Source organism: Nitrospira sp. M1 (assembly GCF_965152605.1).
The window spans coordinates 2,921,348-2,939,464 of the sequence record NZ_OZ224217.1; the positions used below are offsets into that span (position 1 = coordinate 2,921,348).

General features: G+C 46.5%; 16 protein-coding genes. 3 read left to right on the plus strand and 13 right to left on the minus strand.

The window, feature by feature from the left end; genetic code table 11:
- Positions 1–20 precede the first annotated feature (20 nt).
- The 11 genes from ACWHX8_RS13330 to ACWHX8_RS13380 all read right to left on the minus strand — a co-directional run bounded on the left by ACWHX8_RS13330 (position 21) and on the right by ACWHX8_RS13380 (position 13,241).
- Complete coding sequence (locus ACWHX8_RS13330; protein WP_447968618.1) at positions 21–1,166, minus strand: DegT/DnrJ/EryC1/StrS family aminotransferase; 1,146 nt, start codon at positions 1,164–1,166, stop codon at positions 21–23.
- On the minus strand, positions 1,159–2,163 hold the full coding sequence (locus ACWHX8_RS13335; protein WP_447968619.1) for an NAD-dependent epimerase/dehydratase family protein: 1,005 nt from the start codon (positions 2,161–2,163) through the stop codon (positions 1,159–1,161). The genes ACWHX8_RS13330 and ACWHX8_RS13335 overlap by 8 nt, the downstream gene beginning before the upstream one ends.
- Before the next feature lie 191 nt (positions 2,164–2,354).
- Positions 2,355–3,497: a DegT/DnrJ/EryC1/StrS family aminotransferase gene (locus ACWHX8_RS13340; protein ID WP_447968620.1), complete on the minus strand. Its 1,143-nt coding sequence runs from the start codon at positions 3,495–3,497 to the stop codon at positions 2,355–2,357.
- Positions 3,494–5,095 (minus strand): Gfo/Idh/MocA family oxidoreductase, encoded by a 1,602-nt coding sequence (locus ACWHX8_RS13345; protein ID WP_447968621.1) that lies wholly within the window; start codon positions 5,093–5,095, stop codon positions 3,494–3,496. Before ACWHX8_RS13345 ends, ACWHX8_RS13340 begins: the two co-directional genes overlap by 4 nt.
- 49 nt (positions 5,096–5,144) lie before the next feature.
- The gene (gene nusG / locus ACWHX8_RS13350; protein ID WP_447968622.1) at positions 5,145–5,642 is read right to left on the minus strand and encodes a transcription termination/antitermination protein NusG; all 498 of its coding nucleotides are present in this window, start codon (positions 5,640–5,642) and stop codon (positions 5,145–5,147) included.
- 115 nt (positions 5,643–5,757) lie between these two features.
- The gene (locus ACWHX8_RS13355; protein WP_447968623.1) at positions 5,758–6,336 is read right to left on the minus strand and encodes a winged helix-turn-helix transcriptional regulator; all 579 of its coding nucleotides are present in this window, start codon (positions 6,334–6,336) and stop codon (positions 5,758–5,760) included.
- Positions 6,337–6,476: 140 nt separating this feature from the next.
- Entirely contained in the window at positions 6,477–8,270 is a 1,794-nt protein-coding gene (locus ACWHX8_RS13360; protein ID WP_447968624.1) for a hypothetical protein, read from the minus strand.
- Positions 8,270–9,247 (minus strand): NAD-dependent epimerase/dehydratase family protein, encoded by a 978-nt coding sequence (locus tag ACWHX8_RS13365; RefSeq protein WP_447968625.1) that lies wholly within the window; start codon positions 9,245–9,247, stop codon positions 8,270–8,272. The genes ACWHX8_RS13360 and ACWHX8_RS13365 overlap by 1 nt, the downstream gene beginning before the upstream one ends.
- 59 nt (positions 9,248–9,306) lie before the next feature.
- Positions 9,307–10,626 carry a glycosyltransferase gene (locus ACWHX8_RS13370; RefSeq protein ID WP_447968626.1) on the minus strand — a complete coding sequence of 440 codons (1,320 nt, stop codon included), beginning with the start codon at positions 10,624–10,626 and terminating at the stop codon, positions 9,307–9,309.
- Between the two features lie 323 nt (positions 10,627–10,949).
- Positions 10,950–12,236 carry an O-antigen ligase family protein gene (locus ACWHX8_RS13375; RefSeq protein WP_447968627.1) on the minus strand — a complete coding sequence of 429 codons (1,287 nt, stop codon included), beginning with the start codon at positions 12,234–12,236 and terminating at the stop codon, positions 10,950–10,952.
- A 39-nt stretch (positions 12,237–12,275) separates the two neighbouring features.
- A complete protein-coding gene (locus ACWHX8_RS13380) occupies positions 12,276–13,241 on the minus strand; it encodes a KpsF/GutQ family sugar-phosphate isomerase (protein ID WP_447968628.1) in 966 nt (321 codons plus the stop codon).
- A 311-nt stretch (positions 13,242–13,552) separates the two neighbouring features.
- Between ACWHX8_RS13380 and ACWHX8_RS13385 the strand changes: the two genes are divergently transcribed.
- Complete coding sequence (locus ACWHX8_RS13385; protein ID WP_447968629.1) at positions 13,553–14,251, plus strand: hypothetical protein; 699 nt, start codon at positions 13,553–13,555, stop codon at positions 14,249–14,251.
- 59 nt (positions 14,252–14,310) lie between these two features.
- Positions 14,311–15,273, plus strand: coding sequence for a Gfo/Idh/MocA family protein (locus ACWHX8_RS13390; RefSeq protein ID WP_447968630.1), 963 nt, complete (start codon positions 14,311–14,313; stop codon positions 15,271–15,273).
- 8 nt (positions 15,274–15,281) lie between these two features.
- On the opposite strand, the gene ACWHX8_RS13395 is transcribed toward ACWHX8_RS13390, so the two are convergent.
- The gene (locus ACWHX8_RS13395) at positions 15,282–15,938 is read right to left on the minus strand and encodes a hypothetical protein (RefSeq protein ID WP_447968631.1); all 657 of its coding nucleotides are present in this window, start codon (positions 15,936–15,938) and stop codon (positions 15,282–15,284) included.
- 268 nt (positions 15,939–16,206) lie between these two features.
- On the opposite strand from ACWHX8_RS13395, the gene ACWHX8_RS13400 reads away from it, so the two are divergent.
- The gene (locus ACWHX8_RS13400) at positions 16,207–17,130 is read left to right on the plus strand and encodes a methyltransferase domain-containing protein (protein WP_447968632.1); all 924 of its coding nucleotides are present in this window, start codon (positions 16,207–16,209) and stop codon (positions 17,128–17,130) included.
- A 227-nt stretch (positions 17,131–17,357) separates the two neighbouring features.
- On the opposite strand, the gene ACWHX8_RS13405 is transcribed toward ACWHX8_RS13400, so the two are convergent.
- The gene (locus ACWHX8_RS13405; RefSeq protein ID WP_447968633.1) at positions 17,358–17,834 is read right to left on the minus strand and encodes a DUF4149 domain-containing protein; all 477 of its coding nucleotides are present in this window, start codon (positions 17,832–17,834) and stop codon (positions 17,358–17,360) included.
- Positions 17,835–18,117 lie beyond the last annotated feature (283 nt).

The following is an 18,117-nucleotide window of genomic DNA, read 5'->3' on the forward strand; positions in this document are numbered from 1 at the left end:
GGAGCGGAAAAACGTAGAGGTTAGAGACGATGAAGCGCATCTACGACATACGTGAAATCTTCTTGGCTCATTCGATTATGAAGAGGAATAGCCATACTGTTCTGGGCACAATCATATGCGCCAGGAAAATCTTGAGGGTGAAAATTATAGTTTTTCTGGTAATATCCCAACATATGAACCGCATGCGTACCTGGACGCGTTGCAATTCCTTGTTGCTGCAAGACTTCCATGATCACATTTCGAGGCTGAGGTGCTGTGTCGGGATTGACATAGGTGACAAAAGCTTGCCAAGCATGCCGACCGTCTTGTGGTTCATCCGGAAGCCGAAGCCAGGAAAGATCGCTCAAGGCATTTCGATAGGCCTCAGCTATCTGAGCACGCTCATCAATAAACGTGTCTAACTTTCCAAGCTGCACAAGACCAACGGCCCCCTGAAGATCTGTCATGCGATAATTAAAGCCAAGCACATCAAAGTCAGGGAGCAGATACGGACGAGAACCATGATGCCGTTCTTCTTCGGAAATAGACGCACCGTGATTGCGCATTCGATTTACTCGTTCGGCCAACATATCATTATTCGTTGTGACCATACCTCCCTCACCAGTTGTAATCGACTTGCGAGGATGAAAGGAAAAGACCCCCACATCACCTACTGCACCTGCGGAACGACCGTGGCAAGCAGCACCCGCGGCACAAGCGGCATCCTCCACAATGGCAATATCGGCTCGCAAGACTGATCGCAAGGCCTCGACATCTGCACAGAGGCCAAAAAGGTGGACCGGAATGATTGCCTTCGTCCGAGAAGTGATACGTCGTTCAACATCTTGAACATCAAGATTGAAGGTCACACGGTCCACATCGGCAAAAACCGGTATCGCTCCACAATAGATAACGGCATTCGCCGTCGCGACCCAGGTAAAAGCTGGGACAATAACTTCATCCCCAGCTTTGATTCCCAGGGACGAAAGTGAAAGGTGAAGGCCTGTCGTCGCAGATGTGACAGCAAAGGCATGCTTGACATTGTGACGGTCAGCAAAGGCCTTTTCAAATGCCGCAACTTTAGGTCCTTGCGTTATCCACCCACTTTCAATCGGGTCACGAAGTGCCATCCACTCTTCTTCACCTAAACTTGGAGTGGCAATCTGAATTTTCCTGCCTTTACGCATTCTGCACCCTACTCAAATGCCGTCGTCGAGTGATTTCCTTCATATGCTTTTTTCTCCAGTCGATAAGACCTCTCAGACCTTGTTCCAGATCGACTTCGGAGGAAAAACCAATTTCGGCCTTAGCCCGCTTTGGCGAACCTATTCGATTTCGAACTAACGTCGCTTGGCTTCGTGGAGCATAGCTTATAGAGAATTTGCAATCCGTGAGCATTACAATCATTTCAGCCAGTTCTTTCAAGGACGTCCGTTTTCCTGTTCCAACATTATAAAAACGATCAACGACCTCAGACTTCATGGCGCATATGTTCGCTCGAGCACAATCCTCTACGGCGATAAAATCAAACGCCTCGGTACCGTCACCTAAAATTGTCGGACCTTGTCCTTTGTCTATAGCATCAAGCATTTTCATAATAACGGCAATATAGGCACCAAGGTAGTCCTGGCGGGGACCATACACATTCATATAGCGAAGTCCAACGGTGTGTAATCCATAGCGATAATGAAATGATCGCATCATTGCCTCGCCCGCAATTTTTGTGGCACCGTAAAAGTTTTTATTGTTGAACGGATGGTCTTCCGTCATAGGTTCTTCTACGGCATCGCCATAGACAGAAGCTGAAGACGAGTAGGCTAACCGTGCAATATTGTTCTTCACACAAGCTTCTAGAACATTAAATGTTCCTCGAATATTCACATCAAAGGCAGCACGAGGATAGTCGTGACACTGAAGAAGCCACAGAGCAGCCAAATGAAATACCCCATCGATACCCTTCATTGCCGAACCAAGGATGTCAGTCTGGCAAACGTCCCCACCAACTTCATGAATTTTCACACGAGGGTCTCTTAACGCTTCATCCAAATTTTCTAAGCTACCCCTAACAAAGTTGTCATAAATCACCACCTGCCCAATATCTTCCTTCAATAATTGGTCAATAAGGTGCGATCCGATAAACCCCGCTCCACCAATAACTAAAAATTTCTTTCCCTTGAGATCCACTGTTCTCCCTTTCGTACGGTCAACTCAATATTGTTCAAAAACATTTCACGCGCGTAGACAGGCAACAGTACACAAACACGACATATCAGGACCTGCGGCTCCTCATATTCAGCAGACAAGAACCAGAAGCTGGACTTATCCTCAATAAAACCCACGCGCAATTCATTAGAAATTAAGCGGCTTCGAGCTTATCATTTAGAACAATAAAATTCCTTAAACATATTTACCACATACTCTTGTTGCTCTACCTGCAGTTCTGGGTAAATCGGCAATCCAAGGGTCTCTCGGGCGGCCGCCTCTGATTCAGGGAAATCTCCCTTTTGATGACCTAAATAGGAAAAACACTCTTGAAGATGAAAGGGAACGGGATAATAGATTACTGATCCAATGCCTTTCTCCTTGAGATAGGTCATTAATTGATCACGCCGTGGAACACGGAGAATAAATTGGTTGTAGATGTGCTGATGACTAACATCAGCCTGCTCATACATCACTTGAGGCAATGTGATACCAAAATTTGTGAGCAACCCGCGTTCTTGAAATAGTCTTCTGTACTGTCTCGCATTCTCTTGTCGCTGTTTAGTCCACTGAGCAAGATAATTCAACTTCACATTCAACACGGCTGCCTGCAAAGTGTCTAAACGAAAATTGCCTCCGATGAATTTATGGTAATACTTGGGTTTGCTCCCTTGCACACGGAGGATTTGAATTCGTTCAGCCAAAGCCGAATCATTGGTCACCACCATTCCGCCATCACCTAACGCGCCTAAATTTTTGCTAGGGAAAAATGACAGGCAACCGATAGTCCCCAAGCTTCCAGCACGTCGGCCATCTTTATAATCCGCCCCAATTGCCTGAGCGGCATCTTCAATCACGTTCAATTGATACTTGGAAGCAAGCTCTAAAATAGGCGCCATATCTGCACATTGTCCGTAGAGATGCACAGGGATGATCGCCTTCGTTTTATGAGTAATGGCAGACTCGATTTTGGCAGGATCGATGTTGTAGGATCTTGGATCGATATCCACAAAGACAGGCTTGGCTCCAAGCCTGGCAATCGTACCGGCCGTCGCAAAAAAAGAGTAGGGAGTCGTAATGACCTCGTCATCAGCCTCAATGCCCAAGGCCATCAGGGAAACCAACAATGCATCTGTCCCCGAGGACACTCCAATACCAAAATTTGCTTGACAATAGGTCGCGATACGGTCTTCTAATTTTTTAACTTCTGGACCTAAAATAAAGGTTTGGTTGGCGAAAGTTTGCTCCAATGCTTCTAAAATTTCACGTTTCATCGGATTATGGTGCGCATGAAAATCCATCAACGGAACATTCATATTCTCTCCTGATAGGATTGCGGAATTTCCTCATTCAGGTGCAAACCATCAATCCCCATTGTGTATGATTTCCCACAGGCTGAACAGTTATGCTTCTTTCCATCTACCGTGAGTTTGACCCCGCATTCACACATCCATCCAGTTACTCTGGCTGGGCTTCCAACCATCAAGGCAAAATTCGGTACATCCTTTGTCACAACAGCTCCAGCCCCAATAAATGCATATTGCCCAATGGTAATTCCACAAAGAATGGTTGAATTGGCCCCTAACGTCGCACCTCGCCTGACTAATGTCGGCATGAGTTCCGTCATTCGAGGTATCTCGCTTCGAGGGTTAATGACATTGGTAAACACCATTGAAGGCCCACAAAAAACACAATCCTCTAAAGTCACCCCTTCATAGACAGATACATTATTTTGGATTTTCACACCGTGCCCTACAGTGACGTTCGGTCCAACCACAACATTTTGTCCAATCTTGCAATTCGTGCCAATTGATGTTCCTTTTAAAATATGTGTCGTGTGCCAAATTGTCGTTCCTTTGCCAATCCTCACGTCTTCATCGAGGAACGCCGACGCATGAGCGAAAAAATTCTTTTCTGTACCTTTCAATTCCTGACGGTGTACATCTTTTTCCAGAGCCTCTTGACACCGCTGAAGAACCTTCAGGACTGCTATTCCCTCTTCTCCATCTGTCCTGGGCTTACGTCTCGAATGCACACACTCGAGAAAGTGTGCGCATTCAGCACGAAGCGGCTCTTCTTGATCAAATTCAACAACCTGTGCGTCGGCTTTGTTTGCCACTGGAATATTGCCGTTCCAGTCAATAGAGTGCGGAAAAAGAAGAAGCTTCTCGCTCCTTTCAAGGTCATCGAACACAGCCATTTTACGATCCCCAACAACCACCAATTTTTGTTCCTTGAACGGATGAAGCCATGAAACAAAAATGTGCGCCTTCACACCACTGGCAAACGAAAGAAGACTCACCGTCACATCCGCGATTTGCTGGTGAAGATAATTCCCACCTTGAGCTCGAACACTCTCGGGACATTCATTGACGAGCCCTAATATGACTGAGATATCATGCGGAGCAAATGACCAAAGAATATTCTCCTCACGTCGAATTTGCCCAAGATTCAGGCGGTTGGAATACACATACTGCATTCGACCAAGTTCGCCTGCTTCGATAAGTTCTTTGAGTTTCAACACGGCAGGGTGGTACCAGAGAAGGTGACCAACCATGAGAATTCGTTGTTGTTTTTTTGCTAATGCAACTAACTCTTCCCCCTCGTTCACCGATAAACAAAGAGGCTTCTCCACCAACACATCCTTCTTCGCCAATAGGGCCTTTCGTACGAATTCCCCATGGGATTCAGCCGGCGTCGCAATGATCACAGCAGTAATTGTGCAATCCTGTAAAACTTCTGAGTAATCGGTCGTATGACGAATCGTAGGATATTGTAACGCCAGGTCCTGTAACCGTTCGGCATTGGTATCACAAATGACGGCCAGACTCTTTAATTCATAAAAATTTCTGACGTGGTTTTTCCCCCAATGCCCTGTTCCAATGACTGCAACGTGTTCCTGAAAGTTTTCCATCAAGGCTAGATCTCGTCGCTCATTTTTTCAATAAGCAGAAGGAATGGGGTCAGACTGGGGCAATATCCATCGCGTCAATTTCGACAGAAACTGCTTGTTGAATCAGTCGAATGCCAATAGCTAATCGATGACCGTTATTTTTTTCCAATAATATTCCACGCACGCCTTTCAAAACTCCAGCCACGACCTCAACATTCATACCTTCATTCAAATAAGGATGAATATCATAACAAAGAACACTAGTCACCACAGCCTTCAGTGCTGATATTTCTTCTTCGGGAATAGCTTGAGGTCGATGTCCGCATCCGACAATTTCGACGACTCCGACTATGTTCAAAATCGGCAATTTGTTTTCCAAGACACATCGAACAAAACAATATCCTGGAAAGAGTGGAGTTTCAATTTCTTTCTTCCGATCCTTCCATCGGCTAAGGCGTTTTATTGTCGGAAGCAATGCCTCAACCCCTTCATAAACTAATCGCTCACGAACCACTTTCTCATGACGGGACTTTGTCCGAAGAGCATACCAGCGGGAATTATCGTCCATATGTAAATATGCATTAAACACAGCTTCGCCCTCTCACTTACATTCGAAGTTTCCCCACCGCTTCAACCTGGGCTCCAAATAGTCATTCTCAGGACTATTCCCGATAACCCTTTTTTCACACCAGCGAAAATACGTGTTCCGCCGAAATCTCTAACGCCAAGAGCTTTTTTCTATGGGCGTCAATACGTGTGAGGTCACTGATAAGTATGGCATCAAACTCCCAGGCTTTCAGTACCTCCAGAGTTCCACGGGGATACGACAAAAAACTGTCCCCAGGCTCTTCGGTCACAAATCCCACCAAGACTAACTCACTATCCTGAAGTGAAAGATAGGCAAACTCAGCAAACTCCCCTATTCCCAAAATAACAATACGTTTCATCCCAAGCTGTTGGAGGTATGCTAATGTGTGATTGAGTCTCCGTCGAACGTCGCGATAATAGGTCAAAGAAAATTGCAAGTATTCATACGTCAACCGTGACTTTTCTTTGATGCCGCGAGGTGTGAGGAGATAGCGAATTCGATTTCGGGGAATCGTGGTGACTTTAATGTGCCCTTTCCGCACCAAACGCTTCAGATAGAGATTGGTTAAGCCTAAAGCGACACCAAGTTTTAGAGAAAGCGAACGTTGAGTAATGATGGGATTCTGCTCGATTTCCTGAAGGACAAGAAGCGCACGTTGACCGTCTTTATCCATTAGATACACCTAACAAGTGGCCTCACTCGTCAATCTGTTCATCGACTGAACATATATATGTTCATAAATTGAACACAAAAAATCATTTCAGTCAAGGACATTCTTCTTAGAAGATTTGGGAAACATTATGCCCCCTACAATCAAGCAGATTTCACGGATGCCAAATTTCGACTTTGAGAAAGGACCTGAGTCGCAATGCCCGTCTCTCGACAATCTTGTAAAATTTTTGCCAATAGACCTTTATTGGCCGATGGAATCGCGATTAGGATTTCTTCGATCTGATGCTTTTGCACAACGACTGGAAGTTCCCTCCTTGTTCCCATGACCGGAATGCCATGGATTTCACGCCCTAACTTACTTCGATCATCATCAATAAACCCAATGGGATAATAGTCAATTGTTGGATTATTTCGAATTTCTCGTAACGCAATCTCTCCAGCATCTCCGGCTCCCATGATTAACAATCGTTTTCCTTCAGGCTTCACCCAGGATCCAAGATACTCTTTGATCAAACGAATAAAGACACGAACGCCTCCGACAGTCAGTAACAACACCATCCAATCAATAAAAAATACCGAACGGGCATGACCTTCAAGTCGAAACACCATGGCGATCGTTGCCACGGAGAGCACAGAGCTCACCGTCACGGCCTTGAGAATATTAATGAGATCCTGCATACCAACGTATCGCCAAAGCCCACGATATAATCCAAAGTAAAAAAAGACGAAGAGCTTCAATGGAATGAGGAACGGAAGCGATTGGGTAATGGCGACAACATACTCATTCGGCAGCCCTTCGAAACGAATGAGATAGGCCAGGGTAAAGGACACCCCAATCAGCACGCAGTCGACCACAACTTCGCCAATTCGCCTCTTATGCTCAAAAACCATATTCAAGGCAAATCCTTTATCAGTGAACGGGAGAGGCTTTTTGGCTTTTTGATCTTCATATGACACGATTCCACTCAAAAACAGCCCAAAATACCAGAACATAATGACCAACAAAATGACGAGCATGGCGGGATACAACAAATGAAACTTCACGCCGATTAAGGCGATAGCCCCGCAAATGAGACTCATTGCATAGAAAAATAGAACCGTAATTCGCTCCGGAAGGCCAAAGGCGACTAATCGATGGGAGGTATGATCTCGACCACCTTGAGAAATCGCTTGACCATTAAAGAAACGCACGACAGACACAAAGGCCGTGTCAAAAATTGGCACAGCCAACACCAACACAGGCACCAGCATGCTCAAGAAAATATTGGTTGCTTGCTTCCATCCCACCATCAACGACAGAACAGAGAGCGTAAACCCCAAAAAAAGGCTCCCGGCATCACCCATGAAAATTTTGGCAGGGTAAAAGTTGAAGAAGAGAAATCCCAACGTGGCTCCCGCAAGACCAAACCCAATGACACTCATCAGCGCTGTCCCGGTAAACATGCCTGCTACCGCCAGACAAAGTGCAGCAATACACCCTGTCCCCACTGACAAACCATCCATGTTATCAAGCAGGTTCAAAGCATTGGTAATTCCAACAATCCAAAATATGGTGAGAAAAATTCCGATAAACGGAAAAGTCGAAACCTCAATGAGAATACCATTGGACACAATGATACAAGCGGCAATGATCTGGACAATCAGCTTGGTGTAGGGTTGTAGATGCTTCACATCATCGATCAGACCTAAAGAAAACATGAGCGTGGCCGCCCCAAGAAGCACCCAAAGATTCGGATGAGAAGGCGCAAGTAAAATAAGTGGGATAGAAAACGCAGCAAAGATCGCGACTCCACCATGAAGGGCCGTCGGCGATTGATGCCACCGATCGGCTTTAGGCACAGCCACCCACCCCCATTTTAACGACACACTTCTCACGCATGGGGTTAACAATGCGGCCAACAATACTGAGGAGGCAAAGACAGAGAATTCCAGCATTAGCTTCTGCTTAGGTCCTTCTTCTTGGCATATTCAATGACTTCTCCGATGATTCCTGTCAAATCCAACGTTGGCTTATACCCGATAAGAGCTTGAATTTTGTTGAGAGATGGCACCCGTCTCTCCATATCTTCAAAGCCAGATTCATACGCTTGATCATAGGGCATAAACGTAATATCCGATTGTGAGTTCGTCATCATCTTGACCAGCTGTGCAAGATCATGAATACTCATTTCCTGAGTACTCCCAATATTGAAGATTTCTCCCACGGCTTTCGGATGCTGACTTAATTGCACGAGCGCGTGTACGACATCCCCAACCCAGGTAAAACAACGACTCTGCGTACCTGTTCCAAATACCGTCATTGATTGACCGGCCAGCGCTTGTTGAACAAAACGAGGGATAACCATGCCATATTGCCCGGTCTGCCTCGGCCCAACCGTATTAAATAATCTCACTACAATGGTGGGGCATTGCTTTTCCTTCCAATAGGCCAAGGCTAAAAACTCATCTAACGCTTTAGAGCAGGCATAACTCCAACGTCCCTTTGTCGTTGCCCCCATCACCAAGTCGCCATCTTCGGAAAATGGGATCGCATGCGATTTCCCGTACACTTCGCTCGTCGACGCAATCACCACGGTTTTCTTCTTTTTACTCGCAAGGTCTAAAATAATTTCCGTGCCTTTGACATTTGTTTCTATCGTTCGGACGGGACTCTCCACAATAAGCCTGACGCCGACAGCCGCAGCTAAATGAAAGATACAATCGGTACGATCTACAAGTTCCGCCATCAAAAACCGATTCATGACTGTATCGAAAAAATAATGAAAGTGAGGATGTGCCTGCAGATGTTCGATATTTTCAACACTTCCAGTCGAGAGGTCATCAATGATATACACCTCGGCCCCACGCTCCAATAAGGCTTCCGCCAAGTGAGAACCGATGAACCCCGCTCCGCCTGTAATTAACACGCGCATAGATAGTTCCTCACAAATTATTTACGCATTGCGAAATGCCGACAAAGCCACTCCTCATATTACACACAGCGATACTGTATGCCCTTTTCCACAAGCAGATCCTGATATAACCCTCTTATATCTCCAAGCAATCGTTGTTCATCAAACAGTTTAACGGAGAATTCCCGGCCAACAGCCCCCATTGCGTGAGCTTCTTCCAGATGAGTGGCAATGTAGAGCAGCGCACCAGCCAGACCCACAACATCCTGAGACTCTACCAAAATACCATTCTGATAGACGGTGAACACCCCACCATTCACAGCCGTATAAGAAGACCCTGTGCCAACCATCAAATCAATCACTCCACCCACATTTGTCGCAATGAAGGGTTTACCGGAGGCCATCGCCTCAATCAGAGCAACCGGCGTTCCCTCATTGAGTGAGGTCAGGACAACGACATTTACTGCGGCATGCACATGTTCAACATGCTGTTGCCACCCGCAGAAAATAAAACGTTTGGAAAAGTCTCGTGCCTCGACTTCAGACTGCATAACTTCTAATAATTCCCCACCGCCAGCCACAATGACCGACCACGGTTCATTGTGCATATTGAAAAAGCTTGGAGTTGTGTGACGAAACACTTCGGCATTGTAAAAAGCTTCAAGCAAGAGAAAAGGGTTTTTAATAGGGACAAGACGACCGACAAATCCGACAACAAATGCGTTTGAGTCAATTCCAAACTCTGACCTCGCCTCAACCATTGAACCGCTCGAAGCAAATGACTCTAAATTGAATCCTAGCGGGATAATATGAAATTTCCCCACAGGCGCAATATGAAAATCATCAGTAAGCTCTCGACGCTGGCTTTCACTTACCACCACAATGCGATCCGTTGCATAGGACAAGAGTCTTTCTATACACACAAACAGCGTTGTTTTGATATGACCAAAGTACTTGCGAAACACATGGCCATGAAATGTATGCACTTTGATCGGCACACGTACCCAGATTGCCGCCAACCGGCCAAGCGTTCCAGCTTTGGCCGTATGAGTATGCACAATGTCTGGTCTGATGGCTTTGAAAATCTTACACAGTTCGAAGAAGGTGTGAATATCTTGCCACAAAGAAATTTCCCGACCGAGCGTAGGAAGAATATAGACGTCCCCTTCTTCCTCAAGTTTGGATAATGCAAGGGATTCTTCATCGTAACCGACAACCCCTGTAATGAGCGATGACTGAACGTTTCTACCGTTAAGACTATGAGTAAGAAAGATGGCTTGCTTGGCCGGTCCGCCAATATTTAACCGAGCAATGACTCGAACGACTTTAATTTTTCTCTGAGGGTGTTCAAGCAATGCGTCGCACCACTCCTCTCCCGCATAGTAGGGTGCTGTCGCCACGGACAGCACAAACTTCCGGAAACTTCCATGAAGATTGCCCTTCAGCCAAAGACATCACAGATTTTGGAAAATGACTGTCTCCCTCATCCCTTAAGAAGGCACCTACTAATCGTCTTCACAGCACAACTATCCTAAAATTCATAGACAGAACACCACGTTGAGTAAGAAAAAATTGCAAGAACAAAGATGAGAAATGAGAGATCATTCGAAAGGGTGGAAAGACGGGACACGTGTGAGGATAGAAGTAAATGTAAATAATTCACTTGAGGTATAATAAATATAAATATCAAATCATATGACTAAGAAACTTTTCTGTCAATCATTTAACTGTATCGGTTATTTACAGTTGAGGTTCCTTCAAGTTGTTCCGCACCATGGTCCTGCCTGCTCTGTTGACCATGAAGACTGAGTAGCACGCAGAACAACCCAATCATAAGCCAAAATAAATAGACAATCGAACCAATAAACATGTCGTCGAAGAGATTTCTCACGATTAGGCCAAGGGTTCCAAGAAATATCGCAAGAGACAATTGCCCGACATAGAGATGGGAACAAGCTTTCCATCCGTGTAATGACTTGACTAAAACCATCCCAAATATTGAGAAAAATAGCAACAAACCAGGCAATCCGAGTTGCATAGCTCTTCCAAGAAATGAATTATGTATATGCGTATGATACCCAGGCCCCAAGTTGGGATAGGCTTTGGCAAAACTATGTTTCCCATAACCCACACCAGTCAGGCTGTCCCAGGGATTCTTCATTAATTGTTCAATCGCAAACTCCCAGGTGTTGAACCGTAATTGCAATGTCGTCGGATTCGCCACCTGCAAATCCGTCACTAAGGACAACTTCCCTATACCAAAGGGCAAGAATATGAGGACAAAAACGGCCATAACCATTAGCACACGGACTCGCCAATAGCGCGGCAAGATAACCACTCCAATCACGAACAACTCTAGACCAATTGCCAACCACGTCGCTCGTGTATGAACCAAAAGCACAGCTCCAAACATGACTACACATATGACACTATACGCAACACGCTTTCCACCAAAAGATTCACCCCAAACACCAAGAAGGACAATCGGCAAACCTATGACTAAATATGTCCCCAACCATTGACTGCTACCAGTCAAGTCGCCCGCTCGACTCCCCCACCTCAGAGAGAAATCTAACAGATTCCCCCCATTCCAAAAATAATATCCCACCTCAACACCGCTCAAGACGCCAAGCCCCAGTGAGCTTGCGAATAAAATGGAACGAACTTGGACTTCGGTGGTGATGGCATTGACGACAAACCAAAAAATCAGAAATCGAGGCAAGGCTTTTCGCCATTCATTCAGACTATAATCGGGATCAACCGCAAAAAATCCCGTCACCAAAATCCACACAAGAAATAAGAGAATCGGCCAATCTACAAACGTTCGGCGTAGATGAAAATCTCGAGTTAAGAGCTTTTCAATAGCCCAAATGGCCACCAAGGCAATAAAAACATACTCAGTGAGATGGTTGAGGCGAACAAAAAAGAGAGAGAAGCCGACCACCATCAGACCGTAAGCATAGATCGGTCCCATGGCAGGAACGGCCGTTGTAGGAAAGAAGCGATTCAAAGGAGCAGCATTACTGAGAGAAAAAGAGGGCGGACATCACTATAACCCCTTCGCGACAAGGTCATGAAGGTGAATCATGCCGACGACTTTGTCTGCACGATTGAGGACAGGCAACACGGAAATGGGTCGCTCCCGACGTTCCATGAGCTCTAGCGCGGTAATAGCCATTTCATCGTCGTAAATCGACGAGGGTTTTTCGTTCATGATGTCTTGAATGGTAAGTGCAAAAATATCACGACCACTTTCCAACGCACGGCGAATATCAAAGTCCGTCACAAAACCCAGCAACCGATGCTGATCATCGACGACGGAAACAGCCCCTGCATGCTTACTCGTAATTTCACACAACATCGAACGCACATCACACGTAATCGCGATGACCGCATTGGCTTCACCGCTACGCATCATGTCTCCGACCGTCAATAATAGTCGTTTACCAAGTTGCCCCCCAGGATGATAGAGCGCAAAATCGTTAGGTTGAAAATTTCTCAATTTCATGAGCGTCATCGCCATGGCATCACCAAGCACCAATGCTGCCGTTGTACTACAGGTGGGAGCCATATTCAATGGACAGGCTTCTTCTTCAATTGGGGTGATGAGGACAAGATCGGACGTTCGAGCCATCGTCGAATCGGTCTTAGCGGTAATAGCTATAATGCGTGCTCCTAACCGCCGAATAAACGGGAGAATCGTAATCAACTCTTCACTCTCGCCGGACTTGCCAACGGCAATCACAATGTCATCTTTGGTCACAATGCCAATATCGCCATGCATGCCTTCGGCCGCATGCAGAAAGATGGCGGGGGTTCCGGTCGAGACTAACGTCGCGGCAATTTTCTGCGCAATGAGACCAGATTTCCCAACACCCGTTAGGATCACTCGACCCGAGCAATCCGCAAGTAGTCGAACGGCTGCTTCAAACGACGACCCAATCGTCGCAGACAACTGCGAGATTGTTTTCCCTTCAAGGTCAATGACTCGACGTAATTCTTTTATAACATCCAAAAACCGACTCCTCATTATTACTCATACATTCAGATACAAATAGAAATACACTCATAAAACAATTATGGTATCACCCTAGGAACATTGGCATGACAATAGACCGCACACTCATACTACGAACAAGGCCTGATGAAGAGAAAACCCTGGATAACAGAAGTCAATTATAACACAATGCTTATTCGAAACATGCGTGGGTCTAGAAGGAAATCAATACACCAATATGAGAGACGGGTCAACATCAAAGACACATCAAGCCGCTTTTTCTCGATTTCACAGACTCGACCCGGTAGACTGCCTTCATCGATCAAATCATGAACAAGAAACCCCTAAAGCTCCAACCTACAACCCGGCAAGCGATTACGACTATCTTTCAAGATTTGGACTATGCCTCACTCGCCCCAATCTACTGTGACGAAGGCGGAGAGGTGTTTTGGGAAGCTCATCGGCAACCATGCAAACAAATGGGAAGCAAGGTTGCCGAACATTTGAAGACTCGCCTCACATCACGAGGCTCTAGCCTGTACGTTGGCGCAGGAGTAGCCGAAATCCCCCCGTTGATAATGGAAATCGCTGAATTACATCGATCGGTCAAAGCGTATAATCTCCGCGTAGAAGAAGTCGAGACGCTTAATCGAACCTGCCAAGACCATGGATTGTCATTTACGGCAACCGATGCACAAGAAGCGAAAGGCACATTTGATCACATGTGGATCGTCAGCGTCTTCAATGATCCAGAAGAATTCCCAGAACTTTCAGCCCTCTCATATGGCAGAGCCAATCCGGCAACTTTCAATCCCCACCAATTTCAACACGAGCGAGAAACCGTCTTTACCCTGACCACGACTCTCCTCAAGAAATTGACGAGACCTGGACTCATTACAACATCCGTCGAAGAAATCCCATGGATTACCAACTATTGTGAGCAACACGATCTATCGTATATTGTCGAAGACAACGATTACCCAACGGCCATCGTGAAAGATCCAATTTGCTTTATTCATATTGAGTAAAAGGATCATTGCAAGTTCGACAACAACCAACGGCAAGGATACCCACTCGAGAGCGAACCATGAACCTCGGACTCATCGGACTTGGCCGTCACGGCACACGATACGCCAACCATCTGCTAGGCCCGGACTCACCTGGACGACTCGTCGCTATCTGTCGCCGTGACGAGACGCAAGGGCAAGCCTTTGCCCAAAAACATGCACTTCACTTTCATCAAGCCTATCACTCCCTTATTGCGGACCCTGAAGTCGAAGCCATTATCGTCGTCACTCCACCTTCATTAACACAACCGATTGCGATAGAAGCGATTCAGCAAAGAAAACCATTACTCATCGAGAAACCGCTTGCCGCTTCCGCGTCCGACGCCCGCCAAATAGCCGCACAGGCATCCAACGCGAACATCCCCATCATGACAGCGCACACGCTCCGATACGACAAAACCATTACCGCACTCAAAGATTGGGCGCAGGACATTGGAGCGTGGCAGTACTTTTCACTCACCGCTCGTTTAGAACGTCGCCCACACTCTCAGGAAGAAGTCACGGCATGGAAGAACCGAGGGGCTCTCTTAGAAATCGGGATACACTTGTTAGACTTGGCGAGACTTCTGACACAAGAAGAAATTCGTGAGGTATATTGCGAGACGAACCAACCTATCCTCAATGGGCCAGAAAATCATGCCTGGGGAAGACTCACCACACAATCAGGAACACCCTGTCTCTTTGATGCTTCCCGAATGAGCGATTCGCGTATGACACAGATAGAAATCATTGGCCAAAGAGGACAATTATGCGCCAATTGGTCGACATCAACAATTACCCGGCATAGTCAAAGAGACCAACCGGAGGTGCTTCAACTTTCACCAACCCCGACAATTCCGTTAGTCATCAACGACTTCGTTCAAGCCTTGCGCACTGGAACAGCCATGCCCATAACCGCAGAAGACGGCTTACGGGCTGTCGAGATTGCAGAAGCCTGCTATCAATCAGCAGATCAGAAACACGTCGTCACGTTACAAAGATAAGGTCACGACTATTGTATAGCTCCAGGCATGTGCAGACGCTGACGGGCAAACACCTCGGCCAGGGTCGCTCCCCTTACCTGCAACTGTTCACGAGCAGCCACAAGAATCTTTTGCAACAACATCCAATGTTCTTGCCGAACATTATATTCATGAAATCCATCCGACAGATCCCCACGACTCCACGGTGAAGACATCTCACTATACTCCACAAACGCTTCTAATGATTCCATCGTCAACCCCGTCCGCTGCAAGTCTTTCTGGACCTGTTCTACAGAATTTCCAGACTTCACCCGCAGCGCACTCAATACCCATTCACGAATAACAGGATTCTGGCTCTTCAGCACCATGCTTTGCAGCTGAATCAATGTATGAATGAGTTGATTCGCTTTGGGATCCTGTTCGCGCGGCAACACCTTCGCCTCATCGAACGTCGCCAAAATCGCCATGACCGACCCAATATGAGCGGCACTGGTTCGCTGAGACGCTAGGCGGACAACTGCGGGCATTGCTGTCCCTGCCCTGGGAGCCACATTGCTCACAAACGACACCTCGGACGCTTGACTTCCGGCAACAAGAAGAGACGGTGGCCACACCATAATCCAGCACACACACAACACTAGTAATGCCGTTTGCTTCGTGATCATGTTCACATAGGGCTCACTCATAGAAAACTTCAGTATACACCCTTACGATTTTCTAGTGAAACACAATGTGCGCTCTGGAGAAATTTTGCCGAGACCACGGCAAGAGCTGCCGAGCAAATGTTCCTGTCACAAACTGTCTCATCCCGGAACACATCACCAGAATCTAACAACGACGGGACAATACGAGCCCCTCTAAAAGATCAAGTCCAAACCAAATTCCGGTACTTATTTTGCGATAGACAAAGCATTGCACTCATCGTCCATTCACCGAAGGAAAAGGAAGCCAGCCATGCCCAAACTCACGTCACGACCTGTGCCGAAAACGATTGCTTCTCAGCCCGCACCAACCCTCATACCACACCACACAGGGACATTGAATGCCGATATCTGGCGAACCATCGTTGAAGAAGACTACTCCACAGTCCTCAGGATGATTAATTGGGACGCGTTGTTTCCCAAAGGGGCCATTCCAACGCAACTCCTGGACATCGGGTGCGGCATCGGCACATTCCCTCATATGTTACGGCCACATCTGCCGCCAGACACTCCAATCTTCTATGATTACATGGATCCTGCCCACTATTGTCTGTCCATGTGCCAGCAGGTCCTTCATCCTCCGTACCAAGCTCGACGCGCCTATCACACCCCGATCGAAGAAGCTTCCCTACACACGTCGACGACTCGGTACGACATTATTTGGGCCTTACAATCACTGTATGGACTTACGCCTCGATCACTGCCAAAAGCCATCGGAACCATCAACAAGGCCCTCAACCCCCATCGTGGCACCGTCATCATCATGCTCCCCAAACAGGATGCCTTTATTCCTCAAATCTACGAACGTTACACCAAACTGTTTAGTCACAACAAAACACGGCAGTACCTCACAGCGGAACCAGTTCTCGGAGCATTAAGCAATCAGGCCATGCCCGCAATCGTGCGAGAAATTGACTGCACACACACCATTTCCATCAGAGATGAATACCGGCTCGAACAATACCTGCAACAATGCATCATGGACAGCCAACCGCCAGAGGGATGGCGCCACCACCCACAAATGCGCGACTTCATCGATAGCTTCCGCCACGTCGATGTCTATCGCTTCCCGAATCCCACATGGATCATCCTTGGCGCACCGGGCCAATCCAAACTGGCCGGCCGACGACGAATCCTGACATACCTGGAACCGGTCACAACACAGATTGCGGCATAGAGAAACAGAGTGACATAAAGGACACTCACGCCTATAGATCACATTCAATCTGACTGGAATCATCAATTTCAGGGTAGTTCGAATATCCTGCAAATTATAGAAAAGTGGAGTCTTTGGAAAAGCCATAGAATAAAAGAGAAGAGCTTACAATCAATACTAGTTACACATGAGTACACAGAAGACTCACCTGTGCGGGTATGAGACACATCGTGCCCACACCACACAGTTTAACTTCGCACAAGCATCACTCCCGCCAAGACAACCGCTAATCCTAAAATCATCGTCATCCGTCCAATCCATGGTGCAAAATGCACAAGAATGCGATCTCCAGCTGACCAATCGACAGAAGCCTTTTGTTTAATGCTTCGAGCTTTCGGTCCGATGATGCGGTCGTGCGTGATGGAGGTAATGATTAACAAGAGCACTAAAGACAATTTTGCAATAATGATAATTGGCCATTCAGAAAGTGGAAGAGAAAAGCTTAAACGCTGAGGAAGGAGTAATACTCCAGTTAGGAGAAGAAGTACGATAGCCCACCAAACTATTGATCTGAAACGGCGGGCAACATTGAGAAACCAACGTTGAGCTTGAGCGGGATCTGTCTCACGTTTCAACAACGGGACTGCCACCAATGACAAGAAGAGCATCCCGCCAACCCAAAAGATTGCAGCAGAGAGATGAATCCAAGAGAGAAAGATATACATGCTTATTTACGTTGGAGGAAAATTAGATATGACTTACCCATTTACTAATAGCATCATCATCGCAATGAATATCTGATTCACCATAAACAAAAACAGACTTTAGAATCTTAACCCATGCTTGATTCTCTAGGATTACCTCCTTTCGACTTGCAAAAAAGCAACTGCCACAGGAATTCAGACGGACACAGACTATCATGTGAGATGCCCCCACAAGAAAGCTATGGCTATAAGTAATTCGATAGGTATTTAAGCAGGAAGAAACAGGAACGGAAACGATGAGAGA